General features: G+C 73.0%; 29 protein-coding genes. 15 read left to right on the top strand and 14 right to left on the bottom strand.

All coding sequences use genetic code 11. From position 1 onward, the window contains the following. Window positions 1–17 precede the first annotated feature (17 nt). Window positions 18–1,052 carry a lysylphosphatidylglycerol synthase transmembrane domain-containing protein gene (locus ACZ6B1_RS13060; protein ID WP_468777647.1) on the top strand — a complete coding sequence of 345 codons (1,035 nt, stop codon included), beginning with the start codon at window positions 18–20 and terminating at the stop codon, window positions 1,050–1,052. Here the strand turns inward: ACZ6B1_RS13060 and ACZ6B1_RS13055 are convergent. After that, the gene (locus ACZ6B1_RS13055; protein WP_468777645.1) at window positions 971–2,320 is read right to left on the bottom strand and encodes a hydrolase; all 1,350 of its coding nucleotides are present in this window, start codon (window positions 2,318–2,320) and stop codon (window positions 971–973) included. The two genes, ACZ6B1_RS13060 and ACZ6B1_RS13055, sit on opposite strands and share 82 nt — an antisense overlap. A gap of 396 nt (window positions 2,321–2,716) precedes the next feature. Between ACZ6B1_RS13055 and galU the strand changes: the two genes are divergently transcribed. After that, window positions 2,717–3,688 (top strand): UTP--glucose-1-phosphate uridylyltransferase GalU, encoded by a 972-nt coding sequence (galU, locus tag ACZ6B1_RS13050; protein WP_468777643.1) that lies wholly within the window; start codon window positions 2,717–2,719, stop codon window positions 3,686–3,688. A 75-nt stretch (window positions 3,689–3,763) separates the two neighbouring features. Here the strand turns inward: galU and ACZ6B1_RS13045 are convergent, their stop codons facing one another. After that, a complete protein-coding gene (locus ACZ6B1_RS13045; RefSeq protein ID WP_468777641.1) occupies window positions 3,764–4,222 on the bottom strand; it encodes a DUF4442 domain-containing protein in 459 nt (152 codons plus the stop codon). Between the two features lie 70 nt (window positions 4,223–4,292). Here ACZ6B1_RS13045 and ACZ6B1_RS13040 point away from each other — a divergent pair, with 70 nt between their 5' ends. The 3 genes from ACZ6B1_RS13040 to ACZ6B1_RS13030 all read left to right on the top strand — a co-directional run bounded on the left by ACZ6B1_RS13040 (window position 4,293) and on the right by ACZ6B1_RS13030 (window position 7,722). Then, on the top strand, window positions 4,293–5,246 hold the full coding sequence (locus ACZ6B1_RS13040; RefSeq protein ID WP_468777639.1) for a DUF8017 domain-containing protein: 954 nt from the start codon (window positions 4,293–4,295) through the stop codon (window positions 5,244–5,246). Between the two features lie 78 nt (window positions 5,247–5,324). Continuing rightward, window positions 5,325–6,341: a DUF8017 domain-containing protein gene (locus ACZ6B1_RS13035; protein WP_468777638.1), complete on the top strand. Its 1,017-nt coding sequence runs from the start codon at window positions 5,325–5,327 to the stop codon at window positions 6,339–6,341. 79 nt (window positions 6,342–6,420) lie between these two features. After that, on the top strand, window positions 6,421–7,722 hold the full coding sequence (locus ACZ6B1_RS13030; protein ID WP_468777636.1) for an MFS transporter: 1,302 nt from the start codon (window positions 6,421–6,423) through the stop codon (window positions 7,720–7,722). Here ACZ6B1_RS13030 and ACZ6B1_RS13025 read toward each other — a convergent pair. The 3 genes from ACZ6B1_RS13025 to ACZ6B1_RS13015 all read right to left on the bottom strand — a co-directional run bounded on the left by ACZ6B1_RS13025 (window position 7,684) and on the right by ACZ6B1_RS13015 (window position 10,808). Continuing rightward, the gene (locus ACZ6B1_RS13025) at window positions 7,684–8,529 is read right to left on the bottom strand and encodes a spermidine synthase (RefSeq protein WP_468777634.1); all 846 of its coding nucleotides are present in this window, start codon (window positions 8,527–8,529) and stop codon (window positions 7,684–7,686) included. The genes ACZ6B1_RS13030 and ACZ6B1_RS13025 overlap by 39 nt on opposite strands. Window positions 8,530–8,628: 99 nt before the next feature. Next, window positions 8,629–9,801, bottom strand: a complete 1,173-nt coding sequence (gene tuf, locus ACZ6B1_RS13020; RefSeq protein ID WP_468777632.1) for an elongation factor Tu — start codon at window positions 9,799–9,801, stop codon at window positions 8,629–8,631. Between the two features lie 284 nt (window positions 9,802–10,085). After that, on the bottom strand, window positions 10,086–10,808 hold the full coding sequence (locus tag ACZ6B1_RS13015; RefSeq protein WP_468777630.1) for a DNA alkylation repair protein: 723 nt from the start codon (window positions 10,806–10,808) through the stop codon (window positions 10,086–10,088). 163 nt (window positions 10,809–10,971) lie between these two features. Between ACZ6B1_RS13015 and ACZ6B1_RS13010 the strand changes: the two genes are divergently transcribed. Further along, window positions 10,972–11,757: a TVP38/TMEM64 family protein gene (locus ACZ6B1_RS13010; RefSeq protein WP_468777628.1), complete on the top strand. Its 786-nt coding sequence runs from the start codon at window positions 10,972–10,974 to the stop codon at window positions 11,755–11,757. Window positions 11,758–11,773: 16 nt separating this feature from the next. Here ACZ6B1_RS13010 and ACZ6B1_RS13005 read toward each other — a convergent pair whose 3' ends face one another. Then, window positions 11,774–12,943: a thiolase family protein gene (locus tag ACZ6B1_RS13005; RefSeq protein ID WP_468777627.1), complete on the bottom strand. Its 1,170-nt coding sequence runs from the start codon at window positions 12,941–12,943 to the stop codon at window positions 11,774–11,776. A gap of 118 nt (window positions 12,944–13,061) precedes the next feature. On the opposite strand from ACZ6B1_RS13005, the gene ACZ6B1_RS13000 reads away from it, so the two are divergent. The 6 genes from ACZ6B1_RS13000 (at window position 13,062) to lnt (ending at window position 18,105) form a co-directional block, all read left to right on the top strand. Beyond that, window positions 13,062–13,532 carry a winged helix-turn-helix transcriptional regulator gene (locus ACZ6B1_RS13000; protein WP_468777625.1) on the top strand — a complete coding sequence of 157 codons (471 nt, stop codon included), beginning with the start codon at window positions 13,062–13,064 and terminating at the stop codon, window positions 13,530–13,532. A 143-nt stretch (window positions 13,533–13,675) separates the two neighbouring features. Beyond that, window positions 13,676–14,551, top strand: a complete 876-nt coding sequence (locus ACZ6B1_RS12995; RefSeq protein WP_468777624.1) for an undecaprenyl-diphosphate phosphatase — start codon at window positions 13,676–13,678, stop codon at window positions 14,549–14,551. A gap of 83 nt (window positions 14,552–14,634) precedes the next feature. After that, entirely contained in the window at window positions 14,635–14,814 is a 180-nt protein-coding gene (locus ACZ6B1_RS12990; RefSeq protein WP_358929948.1) for a hypothetical protein, read from the top strand. Window positions 14,815–14,869: 55 nt separating this feature from the next. Further along, window positions 14,870–15,856 carry a phosphotransferase gene (locus ACZ6B1_RS12985; protein WP_468777622.1) on the top strand — a complete coding sequence of 329 codons (987 nt, stop codon included), beginning with the start codon at window positions 14,870–14,872 and terminating at the stop codon, window positions 15,854–15,856. 110 nt (window positions 15,857–15,966) lie between these two features. Next, entirely contained in the window at window positions 15,967–16,449 is a 483-nt protein-coding gene (locus tag ACZ6B1_RS12980; protein ID WP_468777620.1) for a nuclear transport factor 2 family protein, read from the top strand. Window positions 16,450–16,530: 81 nt separating this feature from the next. Further along, window positions 16,531–18,105: an apolipoprotein N-acyltransferase gene (lnt, locus tag ACZ6B1_RS12975; protein ID WP_468777618.1), complete on the top strand. Its 1,575-nt coding sequence runs from the start codon at window positions 16,531–16,533 to the stop codon at window positions 18,103–18,105. On the opposite strand, the gene ACZ6B1_RS12970 is transcribed toward lnt, so the two are convergent. After that, window positions 18,023–18,934 carry a Gfo/Idh/MocA family protein gene (locus tag ACZ6B1_RS12970; protein ID WP_468777616.1) on the bottom strand — a complete coding sequence of 304 codons (912 nt, stop codon included), beginning with the start codon at window positions 18,932–18,934 and terminating at the stop codon, window positions 18,023–18,025. The genes lnt and ACZ6B1_RS12970 overlap by 83 nt on opposite strands. 136 nt (window positions 18,935–19,070) lie before the next feature. Here ACZ6B1_RS12970 and ACZ6B1_RS12965 point away from each other — a divergent pair, with 136 nt between their 5' ends. Next, window positions 19,071–19,583 carry a DinB family protein gene (locus ACZ6B1_RS12965; RefSeq protein WP_468777614.1) on the top strand — a complete coding sequence of 171 codons (513 nt, stop codon included), beginning with the start codon at window positions 19,071–19,073 and terminating at the stop codon, window positions 19,581–19,583. A 114-nt stretch (window positions 19,584–19,697) separates the two neighbouring features. Beyond that, window positions 19,698–20,162: a hypothetical protein gene (locus ACZ6B1_RS12960; protein WP_468777613.1), complete on the top strand. Its 465-nt coding sequence runs from the start codon at window positions 19,698–19,700 to the stop codon at window positions 20,160–20,162. A gap of 21 nt (window positions 20,163–20,183) precedes the next feature. On the opposite strand, the gene ACZ6B1_RS12955 is transcribed toward ACZ6B1_RS12960, so the two are convergent. From ACZ6B1_RS12955 to ACZ6B1_RS12925, 7 genes are all read right to left on the bottom strand, one after another. Further along, window positions 20,184–20,702, bottom strand: a complete 519-nt coding sequence (locus tag ACZ6B1_RS12955) for a hypothetical protein (RefSeq protein WP_468777612.1) — start codon at window positions 20,700–20,702, stop codon at window positions 20,184–20,186. Window positions 20,703–20,806: 104 nt separating this feature from the next. After that, entirely contained in the window at window positions 20,807–21,490 is a 684-nt protein-coding gene (locus ACZ6B1_RS12950; RefSeq protein WP_468777610.1) for a uracil-DNA glycosylase, read from the bottom strand. A gap of 80 nt (window positions 21,491–21,570) precedes the next feature. Continuing rightward, the gene (locus ACZ6B1_RS12945) at window positions 21,571–23,148 is read right to left on the bottom strand and encodes an ABC transporter substrate-binding protein (protein WP_468777608.1); all 1,578 of its coding nucleotides are present in this window, start codon (window positions 23,146–23,148) and stop codon (window positions 21,571–21,573) included. A gap of 201 nt (window positions 23,149–23,349) precedes the next feature. After that, entirely contained in the window at window positions 23,350–24,111 is a 762-nt protein-coding gene (locus ACZ6B1_RS12940) for an SDR family oxidoreductase (protein WP_468777607.1), read from the bottom strand. Between the two features lie 21 nt (window positions 24,112–24,132). Further along, the gene (gene fabG, locus ACZ6B1_RS12935) at window positions 24,133–24,894 is read right to left on the bottom strand and encodes a 3-oxoacyl-ACP reductase FabG (RefSeq protein WP_468777605.1); all 762 of its coding nucleotides are present in this window, start codon (window positions 24,892–24,894) and stop codon (window positions 24,133–24,135) included. 148 nt (window positions 24,895–25,042) lie between these two features. Continuing rightward, on the bottom strand, window positions 25,043–25,471 hold the full coding sequence (locus tag ACZ6B1_RS12930) for a DUF3037 domain-containing protein (protein ID WP_468778546.1): 429 nt from the start codon (window positions 25,469–25,471) through the stop codon (window positions 25,043–25,045). Between the two features lie 17 nt (window positions 25,472–25,488). Next, entirely contained in the window at window positions 25,489–26,253 is a 765-nt protein-coding gene (locus ACZ6B1_RS12925; RefSeq protein ID WP_468777603.1) for a HipA family kinase, read from the bottom strand. A gap of 207 nt (window positions 26,254–26,460) precedes the next feature. Between ACZ6B1_RS12925 and ACZ6B1_RS12920 the strand changes: the two genes are divergently transcribed. Next, window positions 26,461–26,964, top strand: a complete 504-nt coding sequence (locus ACZ6B1_RS12920; RefSeq protein ID WP_468777602.1) for a Rieske (2Fe-2S) protein — start codon at window positions 26,461–26,463, stop codon at window positions 26,962–26,964. Window positions 26,965–26,984 lie beyond the last annotated feature (20 nt).

The following is a 26,984-nucleotide window of genomic DNA, read 5'->3' as shown; positions in this document are numbered from 1 at the left end:
CTCCCCCGCCGGGCCCGATGCGGAAGGACGTCGTCCCCGTGTCCTCTCTGTCCCCGCTCCCGCCGCTCTCCCCGCCCTCGTGTCCGCCGCCGCGCCCTCCCTCGCGCCGCGCCTCCCTGCTGGCCGCCCGGCCCGTCCGGCTCGCCCTGTGCCTGTCCCCCGTGCTGCTCGCCGGGTGCTGGGCGCTGGCCAACCGGCCGGTGGCGTCCGAGGGGGCGGCCCGGCTGGCCGCGGCCGACCCGGGATGGCTGCTGGCCGGGGCCGGTCTCACCTGTCTCACCTGGGTGGCGGCCTCCTGCGTACGGCAGGGCGCGCTGCCGGACCGGTTGCCACCGGGGCTCCTGCTGGCCTCGCAGTTCGCCGCCGGCGCGGCGAACCATGTGCTGCCCGGCGGCCTCGGCGCGCACGCCGTGACCCTGCGCTTCCTGCGCACCCGGGGCGTGCCCCTGGACCGGGCGACCGCGTCGATCGGCCTGTACTCGCTGGCGCGGTCCGTGGCGAGGACGCTGGTGCTGCTGGCCTTCCTGGCGGCCTGCCCGGGCCACCGCCGGCTCGGTGAGCTGGTCCCGGACGGGCCGGTGCCGGTGCCCGCCGCCGCGGCCGCGGGCGGCGCGCTCGCCGTCGCCGGGGTGCTGCTGGCGGTCGTACGGCCGGTGCGGCGGCCGGTGACGGGCCTGGTGCGCGCCGCCCTCGCCGATGTCCGGGCGGTGCACGGCCGGCCCTGCCGGGTGCTCGCCCTGTGGGGCGGGGCGGCGGCGATGCCGCTGATCCAGGCGGGCACGCTGGTCTGCGTCGGGACCTCGCTGGGGCTGGGGCTGCCCTGGGAGCAGGTGGTGCTCGCCCATCTCGCGGCGGGCACCGCCGTGGGGGCCGTGCCGGCGCCGGGGGGTCTGGCGGTGGACGCGGCCCTGGTCTGGACACTGGTGTCGTTCGGCGCCGTGCCGGCGGTGGCCGCCGCGACCGTGATCGGTCACCGGGTGCTGAACGACTGGCTGCCGCTGCTGCCGGGCGCCCTGACGCTGTCGGCGCTGATCCGCGCGAAGGCGCTGTGAGCGCGGCAACTCGCGAGCACGACGGTTGCGTCCGGTTCCCCTACGCCTGCGCCTGCCTGGACTTCCGTGGTCCCGAGCGCCTGCGGGCAGGACCCGTAGGGACGGTCGCGCAGCCTGACGTGGGCGATCCGGACCGGCTGCTCGCCGGCCGGGGCGGCGGCCGGGGACCCGTTCGAGGGCCTGGCGTGTGACCGTGTGCCGGGAGCGGCGGGGCCCTCCGGGCGGCCGGCGGGGGCGCCCAGGGTGGTCGCGGGGTGCGGGACACCGTTGTCATCGGGCCGGCCCATGGCGACGAGGACGCCGGCGAGCAGACCCAGGGAGGCGAGGCCGACGCCGACCGCGAGGGTGGTGCGGCGTCCGCTTTCCGGTGCGGTGGCCGGCCGGCCGGCCGTTGCCGCCGGGCGCCGCGCCTTGGCCTCGGGCTCCTCGCGGACGGCTCGGCCGGGGCGGGAGTCGAGGTAGCGCCGGGCGCCCCAGCCGAGCACGCTCTCGGCGATCAGGACGCCGGGTCCGGCATCGAACCGGCTCAGTTGCTCGGCGGTGTGCCGGCAGTGGGAGCAGGCGGTGAGATGCCGTCGCACGTCCGGGAGCGGGGCTGCTCCCCCGCCAATGGAACCGTCCAGCACGCGGTTGTGGAATCGGCATTCCGCGGAGGGCGCGAGTTCCCGGTGGGCGCGCAGGCAGCCCGCCCGGAATTCCGCCCGGGCGCGCCGCAGTGCGATCACGGCGGTGGCCGTGTCCACACCCAGCAGACCAGCGGGTATGTTTATGGATTCCGCCTCGACCTCGGTATGCCACAGAAGGCATTGGGAAGCGGCGGGAAGAGCGTGGAAAGCGCGTTCGGCGAGCCGCAGCCTTTCGGGCGTGCGGGGTGCCGTCGCGCGCAGACCCCGGCCGCCGGCGGGCTTGCGCAGTTCCGGCAGGACCACGCACGCCGCCTCGTCGGCGGCCCAGGCGCGGACGGTGTCCCGGACGGCCGCCAGCAGCCGCGGGCGCAGGGCGCCGCCGGCCGCTCCGCTCACGGGCCGGCCGAGGACCTGCTGGAAGGCGGCGGAGGTCACCAGCCGCGCCGACGCGCCGGCGGCGGCCAGGCAGACGGCGGCGTAGTCGAAGGTGGCCTGCCAGTGCCGCGCCAGCAGCAGGGCGACGGCATCGTGACGGCCGGCCGGGGGGCCGCCCAGCCGGGCGGCGAGGGTGTGGTCGGACTCCCCGGACGGGGAGCCGGGGCGGGACGTGAACGGCGGGTGCGGGGGGTGGGGGGACTGCACGGAACCCATTCCTCTCCAGCCGCGGGACGGCGGCATACGGATTGGCGTCCTGTCGTAAAGCGGCACCGTATCGGTGCGTACGTGGAGGGTGGTCCGGCCGCGCGTCCGGCTCCGGCCTTTACCCCTCGGGGGAGGGCTCACCCTGGCACAATCGCGTCACAGGAAACAAGCAGTCCGAATGGACCCGGCGGCAACATCCGGGAAATGGACAATAGTTACCGACGGTATCCACAGACAGGGGTGAAGTCCGGGTCGCACAACGGTCGACTTCCGTGCGTGAAAGGCCTCATGGCACACGGAATCTCCAACTTCCCTGCGGCCGGCGGACGGCCACCCACAGCCGGTTCCGAGGTTTCTCCGGGCCCGCTCTCATCCTCGTACCGCAGCATGGCCCGCATGATCACCCCCCACCCCCCAGCCGCCTCCGCCTCCCCCCGTCCGGTGCGCAAGGCGGTCGTCCCGGCCGCCGGGCTCGGCACCCGGTTCCTGCCCGCGACCAAGGCGACGCCGAAGGAGATGCTGCCGGTGGTCGACAAGCCGGCCATCCAGTACGTCGTCGAGGAGGCCGCCGCGGCCGGGCTCGACGACATCCTGATGGTCACCGGCCGGCACAAGCGGGCCATCGAGGACCACTTCGACCACGCCTTCGAACTGGAACAGGCCCTGGCCGCAAAGGGCGACACCGTGCGCCTGGACGCCGTCCGCGACCCCGCGCGGCTCGCCGACATCCACCACATCAGGCAGGGCGACCCGCTCGGCCTCGACCACGCGGTGCTGTGCGCCCGCCACCACGTCGGCGACCAGCCCTTCGCCGTCCTGCTCGGGGACGATCTGATCGACCCGCGCGAGACCCTGCTCAGCCGGATGCTGGACGTCCGCGACCGGTACGCGGGCAGTGTGGTGGCGCTGATGGAGGTCGACCCGGCGCAGATGCACCTCTACGGCTGCGCGGCGGTCGAGGAATCCGGCGAGGACGGTGTCGTGCGCGTCACCGGTCTGATCGAGAAGCCGTCGCGCGAGGAGGCGCCGAGCCGCTACGCGGTCATCGGCCGCTACGTCCTCGACCCGGCCGTCTTCGGTGTCCTGGAGCGCACCCCGCCCGGCCGCGGCGGCGAGATCCAGCTCACCGACGCCCTGCGGGAGCTCGCCGCGGCCGGCACGGTGCGCGGAGTCGTCTTCGACGGCGCGCGCTACGACACCGGCGACAGGGCCGACTATCTGCGTTCGGTGGTCCGCCTGGCCTGCGCCCGCGCGGACCTCGGTCCCGAATTCCGTTCCTGGCTCAGGGAGTTCGTGGCGGCGATGGAGGACGACGCGGAGCACGGGACCGCCCGGGCGGGCGGCCGGGAGCGGCGCCGGGCGGCCTGAGACGACACGGGAGGAGAGGGGTTCGGACGGACCGGGCCACGGCCGGCGCCCAGGGCCCCTCCCCCGAGCGCCGGGTCAGTCCTGCTGGTTGGGGCGCAGGGTCCACACGACCTGCATCTCGCCGGTCACGGCCCCGTCCGCGCGCCGGATCTCGATCGTCACCGGGAACTCGGGCCGCTTGCCCGCGTCCAGTTCGGCCACCACCTCGGCGGCCGGGCGGCCCAGGGTGGCGGTCGCAGTGACGGCGCCCATCGCCAGCTTCTTGTAGGCGATCTCGGCCCGGACGGCCAGCGGCACGGCGCGCGAGAGCTGGTCGCCGAACGCGGCCAGCACGATGGCGCCGCTGGCCGACTCCCCGAGCGTGAACATCGCGCCGGCGTGCGGCCCGCCCACGTGGTTGTGGTAGTCGCCCTGGTCCGGCAGGAACACCACGGCTCGTTCCGGAGACGTCTCCTGGAACTCCAGGTTCAGCGTCCGGGCCATGGGCACGGTGGCGGCGAGCATCTCGCCGATCGACATCTGGTCTGCGCTCATGCGGGCATGTTACTCACGAGTAGCAGGGCTGGCCAGTGCCGTGGTGATCACCGCTGTATCGTTGCGGCCCATGTGGCCAGGGGAACAGCCGCCAGGAAGCGGCCAGCAGCACAACCCGTACCACCAGCCGGGATACCAGCAGTACCCGCAGGCGAACCCCTACGGGCAGCAGCCGCAGTGGGGACAGCCCGGACCCGCCGGGACACCGCAGCCGCAGCCCCCGCAGGGCGGTGGCGGTGGCGGCCGGACGAAACTGATCGCGATCGTCGCGGCCACCGCGGTCGTCGTCGCGGCCGGCGTGACCGGATACCTGCTGCTCGGCGGCGGGAAGGACGACGAGGCCCGCCCCGGCCCGACCGCGTCCTCGGCCCCTCCCTCCGCCTCCGCCTCGCCCTCCGGGGAGGACGACACGCGCTCGGCCGGCAGCGCCGAGAAGCCGACCGTCGCCGGCTGGAAGGTCGTGGTGAACCCGGACACCGGCATCGCCTTCGACGTTCCCCCCGAGTGGCAGGTGCGGGCCAAGACCTGGGTCACCTACGTCACCGACGACTCCGACCCCGACGAGAAGGTGCTGGCCGGCATGAAGGCCCCCGCCGTGCTCAAGGAGAAGTGGTGCGCTTCGGACGACGACAAGGACGGCCGGACCGACTACGACCAACTGGCCAACGTCGGCACGCGCGGCGACAAGAACGCCACGGACACCGCGAAGATGGCCCGCCAGGAGTCCGCGAACTGGGTCTACGGCTGGTACACCCAGCCGGACCACAAGACGGTGAGGACCGGGCCGGTCACCTCGTACACCACCGCGTCCGGCGTCACGGGCAGCGTCGCCACCTCACGCTCGTCCGGGGTGCCCAAGCACGACAAGTGCGACTACGACGGCAAGGCGACCACGTTCGCCTTCAAGGACGCGGACGGCGCGTTCCTGGCGTGGTCCTTCGTCGGTGCCGCCGGTGTCTCGGAGGAGGTCCCGGACACGACCGTCCGCAAGATCATGGCGACGGTCCGGCTCTACAAGGAGTAGGGGCGCCGCGGTTTCGGTACGTCCCTGACAAGGGCCGGTGACCGAATCGTTTCCGTGGGCCCATTAGGGTTGCTGGCCATGTGGCCAGGAGAGCAGCCGCCCGGGGGCGCGCAGAACCCGCAGAACAACCCGTATCAGCAGCCGGGTTACCAGCAGCCGAATCCGTACCAGCAGCCCGGCTACCAGCAGTACCCGCAGGCGAACCCTTACGGGCAGCAGCCGCAGTGGGGACAGCCCGGGCCCGCCGGAGCACCGCAGCCGCAGCCCCCGCAGGGCGGTGGCGGTGGCGGCCGGACGAAGCTGATCGCGATCGTCGCGGCCACGGCCGTCGTCGTCGCGGCCGGCGTGACCGGGTACCTGGTCCTCGGCGGCTCGAAGGACGACGAGGCCGGCAACGGCAAGGGCAAGCAGAAGACCAGCCAGTCACCGACCCCGGAGCCGTCTGTGTCCTCGTCCGCGCCGGAGGACGATCCGCGCGGCGACGCGACCGAGAAGCCCACGGTCGCGGGATGGAAGGTCGTCGTCAATCCGAAGTTCGGCACGGCGTTCGACGTCCCGGCGGACTGGGAGCTCGAGTCCACGGACGTCTCCATCTTCATGGAGGACCACGCCGACGACGACAAGCTGATCACCTCCGTGTCCGCTCCGGCCTCGTACAAGTCGAAGTGGTGCACGACCGACAGCGACAAGGACGGCAGGACCGAGGACTCCGCGCTGGCCGTGGCCGGTACCCGCGGCGAGAGCGGCGCGAAGAGCCCGGACCAGGCCGCGGTCACCCGGGTGCCCTGGTACGTCTACGGCGGCTACACCCAGCCGGACAAGAAGAGCATCACCTTCGACAAGAAGGCCACGCCGTACAAGACCGCCTCGGGGGTCGAGGGCGCCTACGCGTGGGCCCGCTCCAGCAACAGCCCGCAGAAGGGCAAGTGCGCCGGCGACGGCAAGGCCCTGTCGTTCGCCTTCAAGAACTCGGCCGACGACATCGTCTCGTTCGACTTCTACGGCGCCAAGGGCGTGAACGGCGAGGTCGACACCAAGACGATCATGAAGATCCTCAGCACGGTGCGGCTGCACGGCGACCCGACGGAGAGCTGAGCGGACGGCCCGCCGCGGCGGCGGTGGGGGGCGGGGAATCCGTTTGGCAGGCCGGGTGGTGAGCGGCGATAGTCACCCGGTGAACTCCACCGCCGGCGACTCCACCACCCGCCCCCGCAGACCCGCCTGGGCGGGCCGCAACTACTCGCTGCTGACCACCGCGGCCGTCGTGACCGGCCTCGGCGCGAACGGGTCGCTGATCGCGGCCGCGTTCGCGGTGCTGGACTCGGGCGGGGACGGGGGCGACGTCGGTCTGGTGGCCGCGTCGCGGACCCTGCCGCTGGTGGTGTTCCTGCTCATCGGCGGCGCGGTCGCCGACCGGCTCCCCCGGCACCGGGTGATGGTCGCCGCCAACTCGCTCAACTGCCTCTCCCAGGCGGCCTTCGCGGTGCTGGTGCTGACCGGTGAGCCCCGGCTGTGGCAGATGATGCTGCTCACCGCGCTCGGCGGCACCGGGCAGGCGTTCTTCGGTCCGGCGGCCGAGGGCATGCTGATGTCCTCCGTGGAGCGGGAGCAGGCGGGCCGTGCCTTCGCCCTGTTCCGCATGGCCACCCAGGGTGCGGCGCTGGGCGGGGCGGCCCTCGGCGGCGCCCTGGTCGCGGCCGTCGGTCCCGGCTGGGTCCTCGCAGTCGACGCGGCGGCCTTCGCCGTCGCCGGAGCGCTGCGCGCCTTCCTCGACGTCGGTCACATCCCGCCGCGCACGCCGGGCGAGGGCATGCTGGCCGATCTCCGGGAGGGCTGGCGGGAGTTCATCGGGCGGCCCTGGCTGTGGGGCATCGTCGTGCAGTTCTCGATCGCCAACGCGGTCGTCGCCGCCGCCGACGCCGTCTACGGCCCGCTGGTCGCCCGCGACAGCCTTGGCGGGGCGGGACCCTGGGGTCTCGCGCTGGCCGCGTTCGGCGCCGGAACGGTGGTCGGCGCCCTGCTGATGACCCGCTGGAGACCGCGCCGTCTGCTGCTGGCCGGCACACTGTGCGTGTTCCCGCTGGCCCTGCCCTCGGCCGCGCTGGCCGTACCGGTGCCGGTGGGCGTCCTGGACGCGGTCATGTTCGTGGCGGGCGCGACCGTGGAGGTGTTCGGCGTCTCCTGGATGACCGCGCTGCACCAGGAGATCCCCGAGGACAAGCTCTCCCGGGTCTCGGCGTACGACTGGTTCGGCTCGGTGTCGCTGGTGCCGCTGGCCACCGCGCTGGCCGGCCCGGCGGAGGCCGCCTTCGGCCGGACGGCCTCGCTGTGGGGCTGCGCGGGTCTGGTCGTCGTGGTCACCGCCCTGGTCCTGCTGGTCCCGGACGTGCGCACGCTGACCCGGCGCACCGCGCGGACGACCACGCCCCTGCTTCCCTCAGCCGATGCCGAAAGCCCCGTCGGGGGGCTCGGGTGAGGCGACGGCCTCGGCGTCCTGGACCGGCCGCGCGCCACCGGTGAAGTCCCGCAGCGCCGCGCCGTGTTCGACGCGGGCCGGGAACACGTCGGCGGCGGCCCGCCGGGCCAGGCCGGCCGTGTCGACGGGCCGGTGGGAGGCCACGAGGACCGCGTTGCCGAACCGCCGCCCGCGCAGCACACCCGGCTCGGCGATCAGCGCGAGTTCCTCGAACACGGCCGCGAACGTGGCCAGTTGGGACCGCAGGAAACCGAACGGCGCCCCGTCGGCCAGGTTGGCCAGATAGACCCCGCCGGCCCGCAGCACCCGCTCGGTCTCGCGCGCGTAGGCGAGCGAGGTGAGGTGGGCCGGGACCCGGGAGCCGCCGAAGACGTCGGCGACGATCACATCGGCCGAGTCGTCCGGCGCGGCCTCGAGCCAGGCCCGCGCGTCGGCGGCGTGCAGCGCCACCCCCGAACCCTCGGGCAGCGGCAACCGCTCCACGACCAGCTCCAGCAGCGCCCGGTCGGCCTCGACGACATGCTGCCGGGAGCCGGGCCGGGTGGCCGCCAGGTAGCGGGGCAGCGTGAGCGCGCCCCCGCCGAGGTGCACCGCGTCCAGCGGGCGCCCCGGTCCGTCCACCAGGTCGAGGGCGAACCCGAGCCGCCGCGCGTACTCGAACTCCAGGTGGCCGGGTTCGTCGAGATCGACGTACGACTGCGGCGCTCCGTCCACGGTCAACAGCCAGGCCCGCTCCCGGTCGACGTCGGGCATCAGCTTGGCGGTGCCGTGATCGACGGTCCGGGTCACGGGTATGGCTTCACTCACGCCACCATTGTCACCGGTACGGGGCACCCCGGAGCGCGAGGGGCCGCGGGGCGCCGCGCGACCGGCCACGACCGGCCCGCGGGCCCCGCGCCCCGGCTTCTACGAGCCGACGGATAGGACCGTCCCGGCGCCCACCGTCCGGCCACCCTCACGGATGGCGAACCCGAGCCCGGGCTCGAGCGGCACCTCCCGCCCCAGCTCCACGGTCATCTCGACCGTCTCGCCGGGCCGGGCGACCGCCGCCTCCCCGAGGTCGACGTCCCCGACCACGTCCGCGGTGCGGATGTAGAACTGCGGCCGGTACCCCGTCGACAGCGCGGTCGTACGGCCGCCCTCCCGCGCCGACAGCACGTACACCCGCGCCACGAAGCCGCGCGCCGGCACAACGCTTCCCGGCTCCGCCACCACATGTCCCCGCCGCACCGCGTCCCGGGGCACACCCCGCAGCAGCAGGGCCACGTTGTCCCCGGCCTGCGCCTCGTCCATCGGCTTGCCGAAGGTCTCCAGCCCGGTGACCACGCTCTCCACGTCCGCGCCCAGCACCGCCACCCGGTCCCCCAGGCGGACGGTCCCACGCTCCACGGCTCCCGTGACGACCGTGCCCCGGCCGGTGATGGTGAGCACGTTCTCCACCGGCAGCAGGAACGGCGCGTCGAGATAGCGCTCGGGCATGGGCACATAGGTGTCCACCGCGTCGAGCAGCGCCTCGACGGACGCCGTCCAGCGCGGGTCGCCCTCCAGCGCCCGCAGTCCCGAGACCCGTACGACGGGTACCGCGTCGCCCGGGTACCCCTGCGCGCTGAGCAGCTCGCGGACCTCCAGCTCGACCAGGTCGGTGAGCTCCTCGTCGCCTGCGTCGGCCTTGTTGAGGGCGACGACGATGTGGTCGACGCCCACCTGCCGGGCCAGCAGCACGTGTTCGGCGGTCTGCGGCATGATCCCGTCGAGCGCGGAGACGACGAGGATCGCCCCGTCGAGCTGCGCGGCGCCGGTGACCATGTTCTTGACGTAGTCGGCATGGCCCGGCATGTCGACGTGGGCGTAGTGCCGGGTGTCGGTCTCGTACTCGACGTGCGCGATGTTGATGGTGATGCCGCGGGCGGCCTCCTCCGGGGCGCGGTCGATGCGCTCGAAGGGGACGAACGTGCCGGTGCCGCGCCCGGCCAGGACCTTGGTGATGGCGGCGGTCAGGGTGGTCTTGCCGTGGTCGACGTGCCCCATCGTGCCGATGTTCAGGTGCGGCTTGGTGCGCACGTATGCCGTCTTGGACATGGCTGTACCTCGAAGCCTCTCAGCGGTAAGGGAGTTCGGGACCCCGAGGAGTTCACCGACCCTCCCCCTGCGGGGTCCGCCGGTCGATCCGGAGAGGGTCAGCTTCGGGCGCCGTCGGCAGCGGCCACGAGGAAGGGGACGGCAGCCTTCGGCGCATCCGCGACTGCGGATGCTGCGAGGAGGAAGGCGTACCGGAACATGACGCGATCATTGCCGACGGTTTGTCCGGCGTCGAATGGTTTTTCGTGCCGGGCGAGCCGCGGCGCCGTCGAGGACCGAGGACCTCAGGGCCCGATGTTCTTCAGTGCCTCACGGACCGTCAGCGGGGCGAACCGGCCCCGCTCCCGGGCCAGGAAGTCCCGTACGGCCTCGGGGTCGGTCTTGGCGTACTCGCGCAGCGCCCAGCCGATGGCCTTGCGGACGAAGAAGTCGGGGTGCCCGGACTGCAGCAGGCAGTGGGCGAACAGCCGGCCGGCGTCGGTGCGTTCCTTGTAGCGGAGCTGGTGCAGCAGGGCCGTGCGCGCCACCCAGAGGTCGGTGTCGGTGATCCAGGCGTCCATGTCGGCGGTGAGCGCGGGGTCGGCCGCGACCAGGGCGCCGACGAGGTGCGCGGCGAGCGCGTCGACGGTGTCCCACCACGGGACGGTGGTGACCAGGTGCCGGGCCACCGGCAGGAAGGCGGAGGAGCAGCGGGCCGCGTGCCGGCGCAGGTAGTCCACCGCGAAGTAGTGGTACTCGCGCTCGGGCAGCCCCCAGCAGCGCAGGGCGATCGCGGCGCAGTCGGACTCGTCGGGGCGTGGGGTACCGGCCAGGACGGTGCGGGACAGCGCGCGGCGGTCCGGGGTGGGGATACCGAGGAAGGGCGCCACGTCCTTCATGTACGCCCGCATCGCCGTCGCACGCTCCGGGTCGGCCGCGGCGGCGTAGGTGGCGGTCAGCCGGTCAAGCACGGCATCGGCCAGGGCGCTGCGCGGCACGCGCGGCGGGGCGGGCGGGACGGCGGTCATGGACCGAACGATACGGCGGTCGCCGCGCCCGGGGCGCGATGGTGGTGACGGCGGGCGGGGGCGCGGCCCGTCGCGCGTGGACGGGGCGCGCCACGCGGCTGTCCCGCCGCCGGTGAGGCGGACCATACGGCGATCACATGTGTCCGTCGGTTAGTGTCGCCGGATGCTCGATGCCACCAACCGCTCTGGGGGCACCGCCACGGTCTCTCCCCGGGCCGCCGCCACGGAGCCCGCCGTCCCCGCGGTCGCAGCCGGACCGTCCCTGTCCCGCACGGGATTCGCCGTCCGTTGCACACGCGCGGCGCTGTCGCCGTACGCCCGTCTGTCCCTGCTGCTCGTGCTGCTCGCGGGCGCCGCGGCGGGGGTGCTGGCGTTCGAGCCGCAGCGGCTGCTGACGCACGGCTGGCCGCCGCAGCTCGGCGGGGCCGCGGCGGCGGTGGTGTTCGCGGCGGCCTACGGGCTGTGCACGGTGGCGTTCGTGCCGCGCCCGCTGCTGAACCTGGCGGCGGGTGCGCTGTTCGGCTCCGGGCTGGGGGTGACGACGGCACTCGCGGGCACGGTGCTCGGGGCCGGGCTGGCCTTCGCGCTCGGCCGGGTGCTCGGGCAGGAGGCGCTGCGCCCGCTGCTGCGGGGGCGCTGGCTGAGGGCCGCCGACGGACAGCTCAGCCGGCACGGCTTCCGGTCCATGATGGTGGCGCGGCTCTTCCCGGGCGTGCCGTTCTGGGCGGCGAACTACTGTGCCGCCGTCTCCCGTATGGGCTGGCTGCCGTTCCTGCTGGCGACGGCGCTCGGCTCGATCCCGAACACCGCCGCCTACGCGGTGGCCGGCGCCCGTGCCTCGGCGCCGACCTCCCCGGCCTTCCTGATCGCGATGGCCTGCATCGCCGCCCCCGCGCTGGTGGGCGTGGTGGTGGCCTGGCGCAAGCGCCACCAGCTGCGCGCCGGCTGACCCACCCGGGGGACCGTCAGACGCCTTCCAGGATCATGGCGTTGGCGAGTCCGCCCGCCTCGCACATGGTCTGCAGGGCGTAGCGGGCGCCGCGCTCGCGCATGGCGTGGACCAGTGTCGTGGTGAGCCGGGTGCCGCTCGCGCCGAGCGGGTGGCCTAGGGCGATGGCGCCGCCGTGCACGTTGACCCTGGCGAGATCGGCGCCCGTCTCCTGCTGCCAGGCCAGGACCACGCTGGAGAAGGCCTCGTTGACCTCGAAGAGGTCGATGTCGTCCAGACCGAGCCCCGCGCGGCGCAGCACCTTCTCGGTCGCCGGGACGACTCCGGTGAGCATCAGCAGCGGGTCGGAGCCGGTGACGGCGAAGCTGTGGAGCCGGGCCAGCGGGCGCAGGCCGAGGCGGGCGGCTGTCTCGCTGGAGGTGATCAGCACGGCCGAGGCGCCGTCGTTGACGGGGCTCGCGTTGCCCGCGGTGACATTCCACTCGATCTGCGGGAAGCGCTCGGCGAAGCCGGCGTCGTAGTAGGCGGGCTTGAGACCGGCGAGGATCTCGGGGGTGCTGCCGGGCCGTACGCACTCGTCGCGGGCGACGCCGTCCAGGGGCGCCACCTCGGCGTCGAACAGGCCGGCCTGCCACGCGGCGGCGGCCTTCCGGTGCGAGGAGACCGCGAACTCGTCCATCCGCGCGCGCGTGAGGGACCACTTGGCGGCGATGAGCTCGGCGCTGATGCCCTGCGGGACCAGGCCGTCCGGGTAACGCTCGGCGACGCCCGGGCCGAACGGGTCCTTGCCGGCCGGCACGTTGGACCACATCGGCACCCGGCTCATCGACTCCACGCCGCAGGCGACGGCGAGGTCGTAGGCGCCCGAGATGACGCCCTGCGCGGCGAAGTGCACGGCCTGCTGGGAGGAGCCGCACTGGCGGTCCACCGTGGTCGCGGGGACGGTCTCGGGCAGGCCGGCGGCGAGGACGGCGTACCGCGTGGTGTTCATGGCCTGCTCGCCGACCTGGTCGACGGTGCCGCCGATGACGTCGTCGATCAGGGCCGGGTCGACGCCGGAACGCTCGACCAGGGTGCGCAGGGTGTGGGCGAGGAGCTGGACCGGGTGGACGTGGGCGAGGGAGCCGTTCGGCCTGCCCTTGCCGATGGGGGTGCGTACGGCTTCGACGATCACTGCGTCGCGCATGGTGCGGGCCTCCCGCGATGGCTGAGCGTTCGCACGCTCGACTACTGGTGAGTAGGAATTTCCAACTCACCATAGCCCGGAGAGTTGGAAAATCAAACCCTTGCCTAGACTGGGCCGCATGGCCGCCATGAAGGACCCGCGCCCCTGCTCCATCGCCGACGCTCTCGCACTCGTCGGCGAGAAGTACTCGCTGCTCGTACTGCGAGAGGTGTGCCTGGGCAACGGCCGCTTCGACCAGCTGGTGCGCAACACCGGGGCGCCGCGCGACATCCTCGCCACCCGGCTGCGCCGGCTCGTGGACGCCGGGATCCTCACCAAACGCGTCTACAGCGAGCGCCCGCAGCGCTTCGAGTACCGGCCTACCGAGGCGGGGCTGGAGCTGGAGCCGGTCCTGATGACCCTCAAGGAGTGGGGCGACCGCCATCTGCGCGACGGCGTCGACCTGCCCATGGTCGTCGAGCACAGCTGCGGCAGCGAACTGGTCCCCCAGGTGACGTGCCGGGCCTGCGGCGCCCCGGTCAGGCACGAGGACCTGACGGCCCACCCGCAGTCCCCCGGCTGGACGGTAGCCGGACCGGCCACGGCCTGAGACGCGACGGAGGGCGGCGTTCGCGCCGGGCGCCCACCGCCCCTGCCGAACCCCTGTGCCCTGCCTGTCACCCGTGCCCGCTACGCTGCCCTCGTCACATGATCACCACTTAATCCCCCTCAGCACTTGGACGCCTCACCTCCATGTCTTGGTTTGAATCCCTCGTCCTCGGACTCGTCCAGGGGCTCACCGAGTTCCTCCCCGTCTCCTCCAGCGCGCACCTGCGGCTGACCGCGGCCTTCGCGGGCTGGGAGGACCCGGGGGCGGCCTTCACGGCGATCACCCAGATCGGCACGGAGGCGGCGGTACTGATCTACTTCCGCAAGGACATCGGCCGGATCGTCTCCGCCTGGTTCCGGTCGCTGTTCGACAAGACGAAGCGGCACGACCACGACGCCCAGATGGGCTGGCTGGTGATCGTCGGCTCGATCCCGATCGGGCTCCTCGGTGTGACGCTGAAGGACCAGATCGAGGGGCCGTTCCGCGACCTGCGGATCACCGCGACGATGCTGATCGTCGTCGGCGTGGTCATAGGCATAGCCGACCGGCTGGCGGCCCGCGACGAGCAGGGCGGCCGCCACCGGGCACCCAAGCAGCGCAAGTCCCTGGAGAACCTCGGCGTCAGGGACGGCCTGATCTTCGGCCTCTGCCAGGCCTGCGCCCTCATCCCCGGCGTCTCCCGCTCCGGAGCCACCATCAGCGGCGGCCTGTTCATGGGCTACCGGCGTGAGGCCGCGGCCCGTTACTCCTTCCTGCTGGCCATCCCGGCGGTGCTGGCGTCCGGCGTGTTCGAGGTGAAGGACTCGGTGGGCGGCGGCGAAGTGGCGTGGGGCCCCACCCTGTTCGCGACGGTGATCGCCTTCGCGTCGGGATACGCGGTGATCGCCTGGTTCATGAAGTGGATTTCCAGCAAGAGCTTCATGCCGTTCGTCTGGTACCGGATCGCCCTCGGCATCGTCATCATCGCGCTGGTGACGGCGGGTGTACTGAGCCCGCACGCGGCCGAATCCGCGAGCTGATCACACCGGGCACCGGCCAACCTCGGCGACTTGAGTAGCCGATCGGTAGCGCAGCGTCAGTGTTTGCCCCTAGGCTGAGCCGCATGTCCCCCGATTTCATGCCCCGTGGTTCCGTGCGCTCCGCCGCCGAGCTGAACGAGCGGATCCGGGCGCTCTGGCTGCGCGCGGGCGGCACCCTGTCGCCCCAGGAACGCGCGGAGTACGAGCTGTTGGTGGTCGAGTGGGCCCAGGCCGTCCGCGGCCGCGTCATCGAGGCTGCCTGAGACGGGAGTTCGGGACCGGGAGGGGTGCCGGCGCCCGGCCCGGTATGTTCGGCCGATGCGAAGACTCGCGGAGATCGAGGACCTGCCGGGGCTGGTGCGTGAGGCGCTGGGCCGGGGCTGCCGCGTGGTCGCGGTGGAGCGGTTGCGGGGCGGCAGCAAGAAGGGGGTGTACCGGGTCCGGATCGACGGAGGCCGGCTGACGCGCGTGATCGTCTACAACTGGGACGAGACGGAGAACTTCTGGCCCGGACGGCACGGTGCCGACGCGGGCGACCCGTTCGCACCGGCCTCGGGTCTGACCCCGTTCCTCGCCGCCCGGCGGACTCTGGACGGCCTGGGCGTGCGGGTTCCGCGGGTGCTGCTGGCGGACGGCGGACGGCGCCGGTACCCGGCGGACGTGGCCGTGGTCGAGGACGTCCCCGAGGACACCCTCGAAGCGCTCTTCGAGGCCGACCCGGCCCGCGCGGCCGCCGCCCTCGACGACCTGGCCGCGGCGACGGGCACCATGCACCGGCACCACGCCCCGCGCTACGGCCGGGTGGACCCGCCGCGGGAGGGCGGCACCGCGAGCGGGATCTCCTGCGAGCGGCTGGTCCTCGACCGCGCCCTGGCCGATCTCGCGGAGGCCGCGGGCCGCGACGGCCGGATCGCGGCGGTGGAGGACCGCCTGCGCGACCGTCTCCACCACCTGGCCGCACGGGTGGCCCCGCGCGCCGAGTACGGGCTGATCCACGGAGAACTGGGACCCGACCACGTCCTGGTCGACGCCGACGGCCGCGCGGTGCTGATCGACATCGAGGGCGTCATGCACTTCGACATCGAGTGGGAGCACGTCTTCCTCCGGCTCCGCTTCGGCGAGCGCTACCGGGTGCTGCACCACCCCGGTCTCGATCCCCGGCGGATGGACCTCTACGCCCTCGCGATGCGCCTCTCCCTGGTCGCCGGCCCGCTGCGGCTGCTCGACGGCGACTTCCCGGACCGGGCCGCCATGGCGGCGATCGCCGAGCACAACCTCACCGAGGCCCTGGCGCTCCTGCCCTGAGCGCCCCGTCCGTCGGGCCCCTGCCCGGCGCGCCTCCTCGGCCGTATGTGCGCACCCCCAATATCGTCCGCGCCCTTGGCACCCGGCCTCCCTTGGCCAACACTGTGCCGATGACGCAGCGTGTGGAGCTCGCGACCGTGATGGACCGGCTGGCCGTGGACGAGACGGTCACCGAGTACGCGGAGGCGGTGGACGACGGGGACTGGACCGCCTACCGGGCGCTGTTCACCGCGGACGGGCGGGCCGACTACCGATCCGCCGGCGGCATCGAGGGCGAGGCCGGCCGGGTGGCCGGATGGCTCGCCGAGAGCCTGGAGTCATTCGGGACGCGCCAGCATCTGATCGTCAACCGCCGGGTGCGGTTCGGTGTCCACGAGCACGACACCGGGGACACGGCCCGGGTACGGGCCGACTACGTCAACCCGATGCGCCTCGCCGGCGACGGCGGCCCCGGCGGCCCCGACCTGGTGTGCGGCGGCCGGTACGAGTTCGGGCTGCTGCGCACGCCGGACGGCTGGCGGCTGAGCCGGGTCGTCGTGCACGAGAAGTGGCGCCGGACGCCCGAGCCCGGTCCGGCGGCCGTTCCCGGGTGAGTCGCGGCGTGCCCCGGCCGCCCTGTCGGAGATCGCTTCCGACGCGCACACTGGAGGCAGTGCTGGGTAGGGAGACTCCTTATGAGGACGATCGACCACTGGCTCACCTCCCCCTGGCGGCGCTCCGGCGTCGCCGCCCTGGCGGGCGCCGTGCCCGTGTTCGCGTTCCCGGCGCCCGCGCTGTGGTGGTTCGCGTACGTCGCCCTGGTGCCCTGGATCCTGCTCGCGCGCTCCGCGCCGACCGCGCGTCGGGCGGCGTACGACGGATGGTGCGGCGGCTTCGGGTTCATGGTGGCCGTGCACCACTGGCTGCTGCCGAGCCTGCACGTGTTCATCTTCCTGATAGCCGCGCTGCTGGGCGTGCTCTGGGCGCCCTGGGGCTGGCTGATACGCCGGTTCCTCGGCGGCGCCGCGTCACCGGGTCGGGGCGCGGCCGCGCTGCTGGTGCTGCCCTCGGCGTGGCTGGCGGTGGAGCTGATCCGCTCCTGGCAGGGCCTCGGCGGCCCCTGGGGGATGCTCGGCTCCAGCCAGTGGCAGGTGGGGCCGGCGCTGCGGCTGGCCTCGGTGGGCGGGGTGTGGCTGCTCAGTTTCCTGGTGGTGGCCGTCAACGTGGCCCTGGCGGTTCTGCTGTCGGTGCGCGAGTCGCGGATGCCGGCGGTGGCCTCACTGGTCGCCACCGCCGCCGCCACCTCGGCCGCCTGGGCGTGGGCGCCCCGCCCGGACGTCGACGGCGGGGTGCGGATCGCCGTCGTCCAGCCGGGCGTCGTCGGCGGGACGGGCAGCGCCGATCGGCGCTTCGACCGCGAGGAACAACTGACTAGGCAACTCGCCGGGCAGGGCGTCGACCTGGTCGTGTGGGGCGAGAGCAGCGTCGGCTTCGATCTGGACGACCGGCCCGACCTGGCCCGGCGGATCGCCGCGTTGTCCCGGCAGACCGGCGCCGACCTCCTGGTCAACGTGGACGCCCGCCGCTCCGACCGGCCCGGCATCTACAAGAGCTCGGTCCTCGTCGGCGCGCGCGGCCCGACGGGCGAGCGCTACGACAAGATGCGGCTCATCCCCTTCGGCGAGTACATACCGGCCCGCTCCGTGCTGGGCTGGGCCACCTCGGTGGGCAGGGCGGCCGGTGAGGACCGGCGGCGCGGCACCGAGCAGGTCGTGATGGACGTCGGGCACGGGCTGCGGATCGGCCCGCTGGTGTGCTTCGAGACGGCGTTCCCCGACATGAGCCGCCGACTGGCCGGGGACGGCGCGGACGTGCTGCTCGGCCAGTCCTCCACCTCGTCCTTCCAGGGCAGCTGGGCCCCGGAGCAGCACGCCTCGCTGGCCGCGCTGCGGGCCGCCGAGACCGGCCGCCCGATGGTGCACTCGACCCTGACCGGTGTCTCCGCCGTCTACGGGCCGGCCGGGCAGCGTCTCGGCCCGTGGCTCGGCACCGACGCGCGCACCGCCCACGTGTACGAGGTACCGCTGGCCCACGGGGTCACCCCCTACGTGCGCTACGGCGACTGGCCGGTGCACGGTGCGCTGCTGGTGCTGGCGGCGCTGTGCGTGGGCGAGGGCGTTCGGGCGCTCAGGCTGCGGCGGACCGGTCCGGAACCGCTCGTACCACCCGCTCGCACAGCTCATGGGTCGCCAGTGCGTCCCGGGCGCTGAGCACCTTCCGGGCGCGCACCGCGTCGAGGAAGGCGAGCACCGCCTGCTCGATGCCGCGCTGCCGGGCCACCGGCACCCAGTCGCCGCGCCGGCGCACCGTCGGCTGCCCCTTGTGGTCGATGACCTCGGACAGGTTGAGCACCTGGCGCTTGGTGTCCTGCCCGGAGACCTCGAGGATCTCCTCGGCCGAGCCGCTGAGCCGGTTCATCACGCCGAGCGCGGTGAAGCCGTCGCCGGAGAGCTGGAGCACCACGTGGTGGAGCAGCCCGCCCTCGACGCGGGCACGCACGGTCACGTCGTCGATCACGCCCGGCACCAGGAAGCGCAGGGTGTCGACGACGTGGATGAAGTCGTCGAGGATCAGGGAGCGCGGTTCCTCGGGCAGCCCGATCCGGTTCTTCTGCATGAGGATCAGCTCGCGCGGATGGTCCAGGCACTGCGCGTACGCCGGGGCGTGGCGGCGGTTGAAGCCGACGCAGAGCGAGACGTTCCGGCGCTCGGCGAGCGCCACCAGCCGCTCGGAGTCGGCGAGTTCGTAGGCGAGCGGCTTGTCAACGTAGGTGGGCACGTCCGCCTCCAACAGCCGGGTGACGATGTCCGGGTGGACGTCGGTCGGCGCGTGCACGAAGGCCGCGTCCAGGCCGGCCGCGAGCAGGGAGTCCAACGTGGTGTGCCGCTGCCCGTCCGGCAGGTGCAGCGAGTCGGCGACGCGGGTGAGGGTGGCGACGGTCCGGGTCTGCAGGTGCAGTTCGACGCCCGGCTGGGTGCCCAGCACCGGCAGGTACGCCTTCCGCGCGATGTCCCCGAGTCCGATGCAGCCGACCTTCACGTGTTCTCCCCTGCGGTTGCCCCTGCGGATGCCCTGCCGGAAGCATACGGTGGCGGCCGGCCGGCGCCCTCGGGCCCGCGTGCTCCGGGGCCGGAATTCCCTGGTGGTAAAGGCCGTGTTGGGCGAGGATGCGGGAATGACCGATGACCGCCGGGAACCCGCGACCGACGCCGACGAACGCACCATGCTGGAGGGCTGGCTCGACTACCACCGGCAGACCCTGGCGTGGAAGTGCGAGGGCCTGACCGACGCCCAGCTGCGGACGGCTTCCGTGCCGCCGTCCGCGCTGTCCCTGATGGGGCTGGTGCGGCACATGGCGGAGGTGGAGCGGTCCTGGTTCCGCCGGGTCCTCGCGGACGAGGACGCGAAGCCGATCCACTACAGCGACGCGGACCCGGACGGCGAGTTCCGGCTCACCGAGGCGGACACCTGGGCCGAGGCGTACGCCACCTGGCAGGCCGAGATCGACTCGGCCCGGCGCCACGCTGCCGGATTCGCCCTGGACGACCCGTCCCGGGGCAGGCACCGGCACACCGGTGAACGGCACAGCCTCCGCTGGATCTACACCCACATGATCGAGGAGTACGCCCGGCACAACGGCCACGCCGACCTGGTCCGCGAGCGGATCGACGGCACCACCGGCGACTGAGCGTCACCCTGGAGGCGCCGGGGCCCTCCTTACGGGGCACGAGATCACCCGTGCGGGGCATCAACCCCCGGTGCACGGTGTCAACTCGGCCGCCGAGCCAGCAGAGTTGCCCGGGTGCATCGAACGACGACCACCGCAGCGCTTCTGGTCACCGTGGCCGTCTCGGCCCTCTCCGGCTGTGTCACGGTACAGCGCCCGGCGACCCCGGGTCCCCCGCCGGACACCGTGTCCTCGCCGCGCACGGCGCCCCGTCCGGACGGCAGCGCCGTGCCACGGGTGGTGCAGGCACCGGCGCGCGAGGCGCTGGAGATGGTCGGCCCGTCCCAGCGGCCGCGGCACGGCGAGCCGGCCGCTCCGCCCCGGACGCCCACGGCGCCGCCGGTCACCCACCACCCGGCCGCTCCGCCCGCACCCGCCCCTCCGCACCACGACCGCCCACGGCAGCGGGGCGGCGGCCTGCCGGACGCGGCGCAGCCGGTGCCGCAGGCCCCGGACGTGTGCGCCCTCGGCAGGCAGTACGGCGGCTGGCGCGGCGGCAGCCCCGAGTCGGAGATCTGCGAGCAGACCTACGGTCACTGATCCCCGCGGTCACCGGCCCGGCTAGCCGGTGGGCCGCTGCCGCGGCGGTCCCCAGGAGTCGCCCGGGGTGTCCTCGTCCCCCAGCCGCAGCTCCAGGCGGCTGATCGCCGCCCGCACCCCGTCGCCGTAGCCGTCGTCGGACAGCGAGCCGGCGGTGCGGCGGGCCCGGCCCAGATGGCTGCGGGCGGCCTCGGCACGGCCCAGCTTGGCGTAGTCGGCGGCCAGGTTGAGGTGCAGCGAGGGGATGAAGGCGCGGACGCCGGCCGGGTCACCGGCGCCGCGTCCGTCCGTCAGCTCCTCGGCCGCGGACAACGCCCGCAGGTCCCAGGCCAGTTCGTCGGCCGGGTCGTCCTGGGTGTCGGCCAGGTAGTGGGCCAGGGTGCAGCGGTGCAGCGGGGCGCCGTCCTCGCCGATCTCCGCCCACAGCAGGAGGAGGCGGCGGCGGGCCTCCTCACGGTCGCCGCCGTGATGCAGCATCACGACCTGCCCGATCCGCGTCAGCACGGCGTCCGGCGCCGTCTGCTCCTGTCGCTCCGCCACCAGGTCCTCCGGCCGTCGTCGGCTGTCGGGTCACCGTCTGCCCCGACGCTAGCCGCAGGCACCGGCGATCCGGGGCGACACGGGGCCGCGCGGGGCCGATCGGGTCAGCCCAGGTCGGGGATCCGCCAGTCGATGGGCTCGTGCCCCTGGCCGGCCACGGCCTCGTTGATCCGGGTGAAGGGCTGGGAGCCGAAGAACTTCTTGGCGGACAGCGGCGAGGGGTGGGCGCCCTTCACCACCACGTGCCGGGTCTCGTCGATCAGCGGGAGCTTCTTCTGTGCGTAGTTGCCCCACAGCACGAAGACCGCCGGGTCGGGGCGGGAGGCCACGGCGCGGATCACCGCGTCCGTGAACTTCTCCCAGCCCTTGCCCTTGTGCGAGTTCGCCTCTCCGGCCCGGACCGTGAGCACCGCGTTGAGCAGCAGCACGCCTTGTTCGGCCCACGGCATCAGATAGCCGTTGTCCGGGACGGGCAGGCCCAGCTCCTCCTTCATCTCCTTGTAGATGTTCCGCAGGGAGGGCGGGGTCTTCACGCCCGGGCGGACCGAGAAGCACAGCCCGTGGCCCTGGCCCTCGCCGTGGTACGGGTCCTGGCCGAGGATCAGCACCTTGACCTTGTGGTACGGCGTCGCGGCCAGCGCGGCGAAGACCTCCTCGCGCGGGGGGTAGACGGGACCCCTCGCCCGCTCGTCCTCGACGAACTCGGTCAGCTCCTTGAAGTAGGGCTGCTGCAGTTCGTCGCCCAGAACCCCGCGCCAGGACTCGGGCAGCATGGCGATGTCGGTCACGTCAACGTCCTCACGATGTGCGGTCACTTCAGGTTCCAGAACCTACAGGCGACCACTGACAGCCGGGGGCGGAAGGACCGTCACCAGCTCGTCTTGCGGTGCAGCTCCCACATCATCATGATCGTCGAGGGGTCGAGGGCGCGCTCGCCGCCCGAGATGTCCTCGTTCGCCGCCACGTACTGCCGGCCCTGCCACAGCGGGATCAGCCGGGCGTCGTTCACCATGATCTGCTGTGCGGCCTCCAGGTCCTTGACCACCTTGCCGCGATCGCCCTCGGCACGCGAGCGGGGCAGCAGCACGTTGGTGATCTGCTTGGCCGGGTACGGCGTGCCCAGGGCGTTGTGCTCGCCGACGAACGGGGCGATGAAGTTGTCCGCGTCGGGGAAGTCCGGGAACCAGCCACGGCCGAACACCGGGTACTCGCCCTTCTGGTAGCCGACCACATAGGTCTTCCAGGGCCGGCTCTTGAGGGTGACGCTGAACAGTCCGGAGGCGTCGAGCTGCCGCTTCAGCTCCTGGAACATCACGGCCGTCTCGGAGCCGTAGCGGTCGGTGGTGTACCAGAGGGTGAGCGGGACGCGCTGGGTGATGCCCGCGTCGGTGAGGATCTTGCGGGCCTTGGACACGCTCGGGTCGCCGAAGTCGTCGAAGTAGCTGGTGGCGTGGCCGGTCAGGCCGGCCGGAACCATCGAGTACAGCGGGACCACGGTGTCCTTGTAGACCTTGTGCGCGATCGCGCCCCGGTCGACGACCTGGGCGACGGCCTTGCGCACGGCGGGCTGCTTGGCCCAGGAGTCCTTGGGGTTGAACACCAGGTAGCTGATGTCCGTGCCGGTGCCGTCCACCAGTTGCAGGTCGGAGGCGCCGGACCGCTGCAGGGTGAGGATGTCGTCGGCGGCCAGACCTCGGTAGGTGACGTCGATCTGCTTGTCGCGCAGCGCCTTCACCATGGTGGCCGAGTCCTGGTAGTACCGGATGGTCACCGCGTTGTTCTGCCGCTCGGCGAAGCCCCGGTACTGGTCGTTGCGCACCAGGACGGCCTGCTTGCCCTCCTCGTAGGACTGCAGCGTGTACGGCCCGGAGCCGAAGACCTTGTTGTCCTTGCGCAGGGAGCCGGCCGGGTAGTCGTCGGGGTCGACGATGGACATGGCCGGGGTGGCGAGGACGAACGGGAAGGTGGCGTCGGACTGGTTGAGGTGGAAGACCACCTCGTTGTCGCCGACCGCCTCCACGCTGTCCAGGCTGCCGAGCAGCCCGGCGGGGCCGCCCGGGGCGTTGATGGTGCGGATGCGGTTGATGGAGTGCTGGACGGCCTGCGCGTTCAGCGCGTCGCCGTCGGCGAACTTCGCGCCCGGGCGCAGCTTGCAGCGGTAGGTGCGGCTGGCGGTGTCGGTGAAGGAACAGCTCTGCGCGGCGTCCGGCTGCGGGGTGGTGGCGCCGTTCGGGTAGGCGAGGAGGGTCTGGTAGATGTTCCGGTAGAGCTCCCAGGAGCCGTCCCAGGCGCCGGCCGGGTCCAGGGTGCTGGGCGCGCTGGTGGTTCCGACGACGATCGGGCCCTCGCTGTCGGGATCCCCGTCCGAGAAGAGACCGCAGCCGGCCACCAGGGATATGGACGCGATCGCCGCGACTCTCCGCAGGAATCGGTTCCGGTTGAACACGCGCACGCTCCTCGATCTGCCATACCAAGGGTCGGCAGACCATACCGCAGCGTCCTGCCCCGTGAACCTCCCCTGAGCAAGGCCTTCTTGATCGATTGCGCGATGACTACGTTGTCATTCCGCTGTGCGTGTTTTGTGCGGCGTTTCGGGCGCCGTTCCGCTGGGAAACGACGCCCGAAAAAGACGACCGGACGGTACCGGTCAGCCCACGCCGGCGTTCAGGAAGATGCCACCGTCCACGACGAGGGTCTGACCGGTGACCCAGTCGGACTGCCCGGAGGTGAGGAACGCGGCGGCCCCGCCGATGTCCGAGGGCACGCCGAGCCGGCCGAGCGGGTAGGAGGCGGCCGCCTCGGCCTCGCGGCCCTCGTAGAGGGCCTGGGCGAACTTGGTCTTCACGACGGCCGGGGCGATCGCGTTGACCCGCACGCGGGGCGCGAACTCGTGCGCCAGCTGCTGGGTCAGGTTGATCATCGCGGCCTTGCTGACGCCGTAGGCACCGATGAACGGCGAGGGCGCGAGACCCGCGACCGAGGCGATGTTGACGATCGCGCCGCCGTTGTCCTTCTGCCAGGCGTGCCAGGTCCTCTGGGCGAAGCCGAGGGCCGAGATCACGTTCGTCTCGAACACCTTGCGGGCGACGTCCAGGTCGAGGTCGGCGATGGGCCCGAAGACGGGGTTGGTGCCGGCGTTGTTGACCAGGAAGTCGACGCGGCCGAAGGCTTCCATGGTCCGCTCGACGGCCTCGGCCTGGTGGCCGAGGTCGTGGGCCTTGCCGGCGACGCCGATGACCCGGTCGGCGCCGAGCCGTTCGACGGCCTCCTTCAGGGCGTCCTCGTTGCGCCCGGTGATGCACACGCGGTCGCCGCGGGCGACGAGCGCCTCGGCCACGCCGTAACCGATGCCGCGGCTGGCCCCGGTGACGATGGCCGCCTTGCCGGAGAGCTCCGGGAGTTCAGTCATGTCCGTGATTCCCCAGACTTTCTAGTCGAGCGGTCCGCCGGCGACGTACAGCACCTGGCCGGAGACGAAGCCGGCGGCCTCGCCGGTGAAGAAGGCGATGGCGTTGGCGATGTCCTCGGGCTCGCCCACGCGCTGGACCGGGATCTGGGTGGCGGCGGCGCTCTTGAAGTCGTCGAAACCCATGCCGACCCGGTCGGCGGTGGCCTTGGTCATCTCGGTGGCGATGAAACCGGGGGCGACGGCGTTGGCGGTGATGCCGAACTTGCCCAGTTCGATGGCGAGGGTCTTGGTGAAGCCCTGCAGGCCCGCCTTGGCGGCCGAGTAGTTGGCCTGGCCGCGGTTGCCGAGCGCGGAGGACGAGGACAGGTTGACGACCCGGCCGAAGCCCGCGTCGACCATGTGCTTCTGGACCGCCTTGGTCATCAGGAACGAGCCGCGCAGGTGCACGTTCAGGACGGTGTCCCAGTCGGAGACGCTCATCTTGAACAGCAGGTTGTCGCGCAGCACGCCGGCGTTGTTGACCAGGATGGTCGGGGCGCCCAGTTCCTCGACGATCCGGGCGACGGCGGCCTCTACCTGCGCCTCGTCGGAGACGTCCGCGCCGACCGCGATCGCCCGGCCGCCGGCCGCGGTGATCTTCTCGACGGTGTCCTTGCAGGCGGCCTCGTCGAGGTCGATCACGGCGACCGCGCGACCCTCGGCGGCCAGTCGTACGGCGGTGGCGGCGCCGATCCCGCGCGCCGCGCCGGTGACTACCGCGACCCGCTGTTCAGTGGTGGACATTGCTGCTTCTCCTCGCCCTTGAGAGAACCTGTGCGGCTCCTGGCTGAGCCGGCCCAGTGCGGTGAGCGACCGCTTAGTACCTTCAGCACACGCGACGCTAGAAGCCCTGGCACCCGGTGTCAACGGGACACCGGGCCGGTGTGATCCATTACCTCACCAGGAGGTCCAGCAGACGCTCGGTCTCGGCCGCCGGATCGGTGGTGAGCCCGGTGTGCACGGGCCCCGGCTGCACGACGGTGGAGCGGGGCGCGATCAGCCAGCGGAAGCGCCGTCCGGCGTCGTCGCCGGCCGCCTGCCCGGCCTCCTCTCCGCCGACGCAGACCCGTTCGACGGCTCCGAGCGCGGCCCGCACTCCCGCCACGTCCGCCCGGGGGTCCAGGGCGAGCAGCCGGGCCTCGTCCAGGTGGATGCGGGCGCCGACGTAGGCCCGGGCACGGCAGTAGACCACCACGCCGGCGTTGACGCACTCACCGCGCTCGACGCGCGGGACCACCCGCAGCAGGGCGTACTCGAACACGTCCCGGTCACCGCCCTGGCGGGTCCGGGTGATGTGGCGCTCGGTCACATGACCGGCCATGTGGATGTGACGGTCGCTCACTTGCCCTCCTCGATGCCGGTGATGCGCTCGGCGATGACGGCCGCCCGGGCGAGCAGCGGCCGCGCGTAGGCGTCCCTGAGTTCGTCCGGGGTGGCGAAGCCCGGCTCGTCGGCCAGCCAGACGTCGGGGATCTCGGCGGTGACCTCGGCGAGGAGGTCCCCGGTGACCCTGGGTGCCAGCTCGGCCGCGGCGGCCCTGACGTCCGGCGCGAAGCGGGCGAGGGCGTGGTCGGCGGCGTCGTAGGGGCGGGCCGCCGATGCCTCGGCGGAGGGCCAGTTGTGGTGCCAGATCATCGTGGCGCCGTGGTCGATGAGCCACAGCTCGCCGCGGTGCATCAGGAGGTTGGGGTTGCGCCAGGAGCGGTCGACGTTGTTGATCAGCGCGTCGAACCAGACGATCCGCCCGGCCTCGGCGGGGCTCACCGGGAAGGCCAGCGGGTCGTAACCGAGGGCGCCGGAGAGGAAGTCCATGCCGAGGTTGGTGCCGCCGCTGGACCTGAGCAGGTCCTGCACCTGCTGCTCGGGTTCGCCGAGGCCCAGTACGGGGTCCAGCCGGACCGTCACCAGCCGGGGCATCCGGAAGCCGAGCCGGCGGGCGAGTTCGCCGCACACCACCTCGGCGACCAGGGCCTTGCGGCCCTGCCCGGCGCCGGTGAACTTGATGACGTACGTGCCGAAGTCGTCGGCCTCGACGAGTCCCGGCAGTGAGCCGCCCTCACGCAAAGGGGTGATGTAGCGGGTCGCGGTGACTTCCTTGAGCATCGCCCCAGGCTACTGGGGCGGTGGCCGGTCAGGCCGACGGGCGGCCGGACGGGGCGCGGCCGTGGTCCGGCCCTCCGGCCGGCGGCCGTGGTTTCATGCCCGCCGGACCTCCTGAGGGCGAGGGTCCGGGCGCCCGTCTGAACAGCCGGCGCCCCGGGACCGTACCCCTGGACGGATCACGAGAAGCTCCGCGGAAGGAAACCAGTCATGACCAGCGCATCGTTCAAGCCCGAAACGGGACCGGCCCGCCGTACCGTCGTGGCGGCGGCCGGAGCGGCCGGGCTCGCCGCCGCGCTGACCGCCTGCGGTTCGGGCGACGACTCCTCGGACACCGTGGACACCGGGTCCGGGACCGCGGGCACGACCGGGGCCACCGGCTCGACGCAGGACGGAGGTTCCGCGGGCTCCGGCGACTCGGCCGGTGGCAAGGCCCTGGCCCGGACCTCGGACATCCCGGAGGGCGGCGGCAAGATCTTCAAGGACCAGGGCGTGGTGGTCACCCAGCCGACGGCGGGCACCTACAAGGCGTTCTCCGCCAAGTGCACCCACCAGGGCTGCGCCGTGTCCAGCATCTCGGGCGGCGCGATCGTCTGCCCGTGTCACAACAGCCACTTCTCCGTCGAGGACGGCAGTGTCAAGCAGGGGCCCGCGACCCGGCCGCTGGCCGCCGAGAAGATCACCGTGTCGGGTGACGAGATCAAGCTGGCCTGAGGCGCGCCGGCGAGGCCGGC

The sequence above is a fragment of the Streptomyces sp. NPDC041129 genome, assembly GCF_055592265.1.
Note: the sequence above shows the minus strand (reverse complement) of the source record. Positions and strands in the feature narration are given on the sequence as shown.

Coding starts and splice junctions, on each gene's coding strand:
- ACZ6B1_RS13060 (WP_468777647.1), top strand. CDS start 18: ATGCGGAAGGACGTCGTCCCCGTGTCCTCTCTGTCCCCGCTCCCGCCG.
- galU (WP_468777643.1), top strand. CDS start 2,717: ATGATCACCCCCCACCCCCCAGCCGCCTCCGCCTCCCCCCGTCCGGTG.
- ACZ6B1_RS13045 (WP_468777641.1), bottom strand. CDS start 4,222: ATGAGCGCAGACCAGATGTCGATCGGCGAGATGCTCGCCGCCACCGTG.
- ACZ6B1_RS13040 (WP_468777639.1), top strand. CDS start 4,293: ATGTGGCCAGGGGAACAGCCGCCAGGAAGCGGCCAGCAGCACAACCCG.
- ACZ6B1_RS13035 (WP_468777638.1), top strand. CDS start 5,325: ATGTGGCCAGGAGAGCAGCCGCCCGGGGGCGCGCAGAACCCGCAGAAC.
- tuf (WP_468777632.1), bottom strand. CDS start 9,801: ATGTCCAAGACGGCATACGTGCGCACCAAGCCGCACCTGAACATCGGC.
- ACZ6B1_RS13015 (WP_468777630.1), bottom strand. CDS start 10,808: ATGACCGCCGTCCCGCCCGCCCCGCCGCGCGTGCCGCGCAGCGCCCTG.
- ACZ6B1_RS13010 (WP_468777628.1), top strand. CDS start 10,972: ATGCTCGATGCCACCAACCGCTCTGGGGGCACCGCCACGGTCTCTCCC.
- ACZ6B1_RS13005 (WP_468777627.1), bottom strand. CDS start 12,943: ATGCGCGACGCAGTGATCGTCGAAGCCGTACGCACCCCCATCGGCAAG.
- ACZ6B1_RS13000 (WP_468777625.1), top strand. CDS start 13,062: ATGGCCGCCATGAAGGACCCGCGCCCCTGCTCCATCGCCGACGCTCTC.
- ACZ6B1_RS12995 (WP_468777624.1), top strand. CDS start 13,676: ATGTCTTGGTTTGAATCCCTCGTCCTCGGACTCGTCCAGGGGCTCACC.
- ACZ6B1_RS12990 (WP_358929948.1), top strand. CDS start 14,635: ATGTCCCCCGATTTCATGCCCCGTGGTTCCGTGCGCTCCGCCGCCGAG.
- ACZ6B1_RS12985 (WP_468777622.1), top strand. CDS start 14,870: ATGCGAAGACTCGCGGAGATCGAGGACCTGCCGGGGCTGGTGCGTGAG.
- ACZ6B1_RS12980 (WP_468777620.1), top strand. CDS start 15,967: ATGACGCAGCGTGTGGAGCTCGCGACCGTGATGGACCGGCTGGCCGTG.
- lnt (WP_468777618.1), top strand. CDS start 16,531: ATGAGGACGATCGACCACTGGCTCACCTCCCCCTGGCGGCGCTCCGGC.
- ACZ6B1_RS12965 (WP_468777614.1), top strand. CDS start 19,071: ATGACCGATGACCGCCGGGAACCCGCGACCGACGCCGACGAACGCACC.
- ACZ6B1_RS12940 (WP_468777607.1), bottom strand. CDS start 24,111: ATGACTGAACTCCCGGAGCTCTCCGGCAAGGCGGCCATCGTCACCGGG.
- fabG (WP_468777605.1), bottom strand. CDS start 24,894: ATGTCCACCACTGAACAGCGGGTCGCGGTAGTCACCGGCGCGGCGCGC.
- ACZ6B1_RS12930 (WP_468778546.1), bottom strand. CDS start 25,471: ATGGCCGGTCATGTGACCGAGCGCCACATCACCCGGACCCGCCAGGGC.
- ACZ6B1_RS12925 (WP_468777603.1), bottom strand. CDS start 26,253: ATGCTCAAGGAAGTCACCGCGACCCGCTACATCACCCCTTTGCGTGAG.
- ACZ6B1_RS12920 (WP_468777602.1), top strand. CDS start 26,461: ATGACCAGCGCATCGTTCAAGCCCGAAACGGGACCGGCCCGCCGTACC.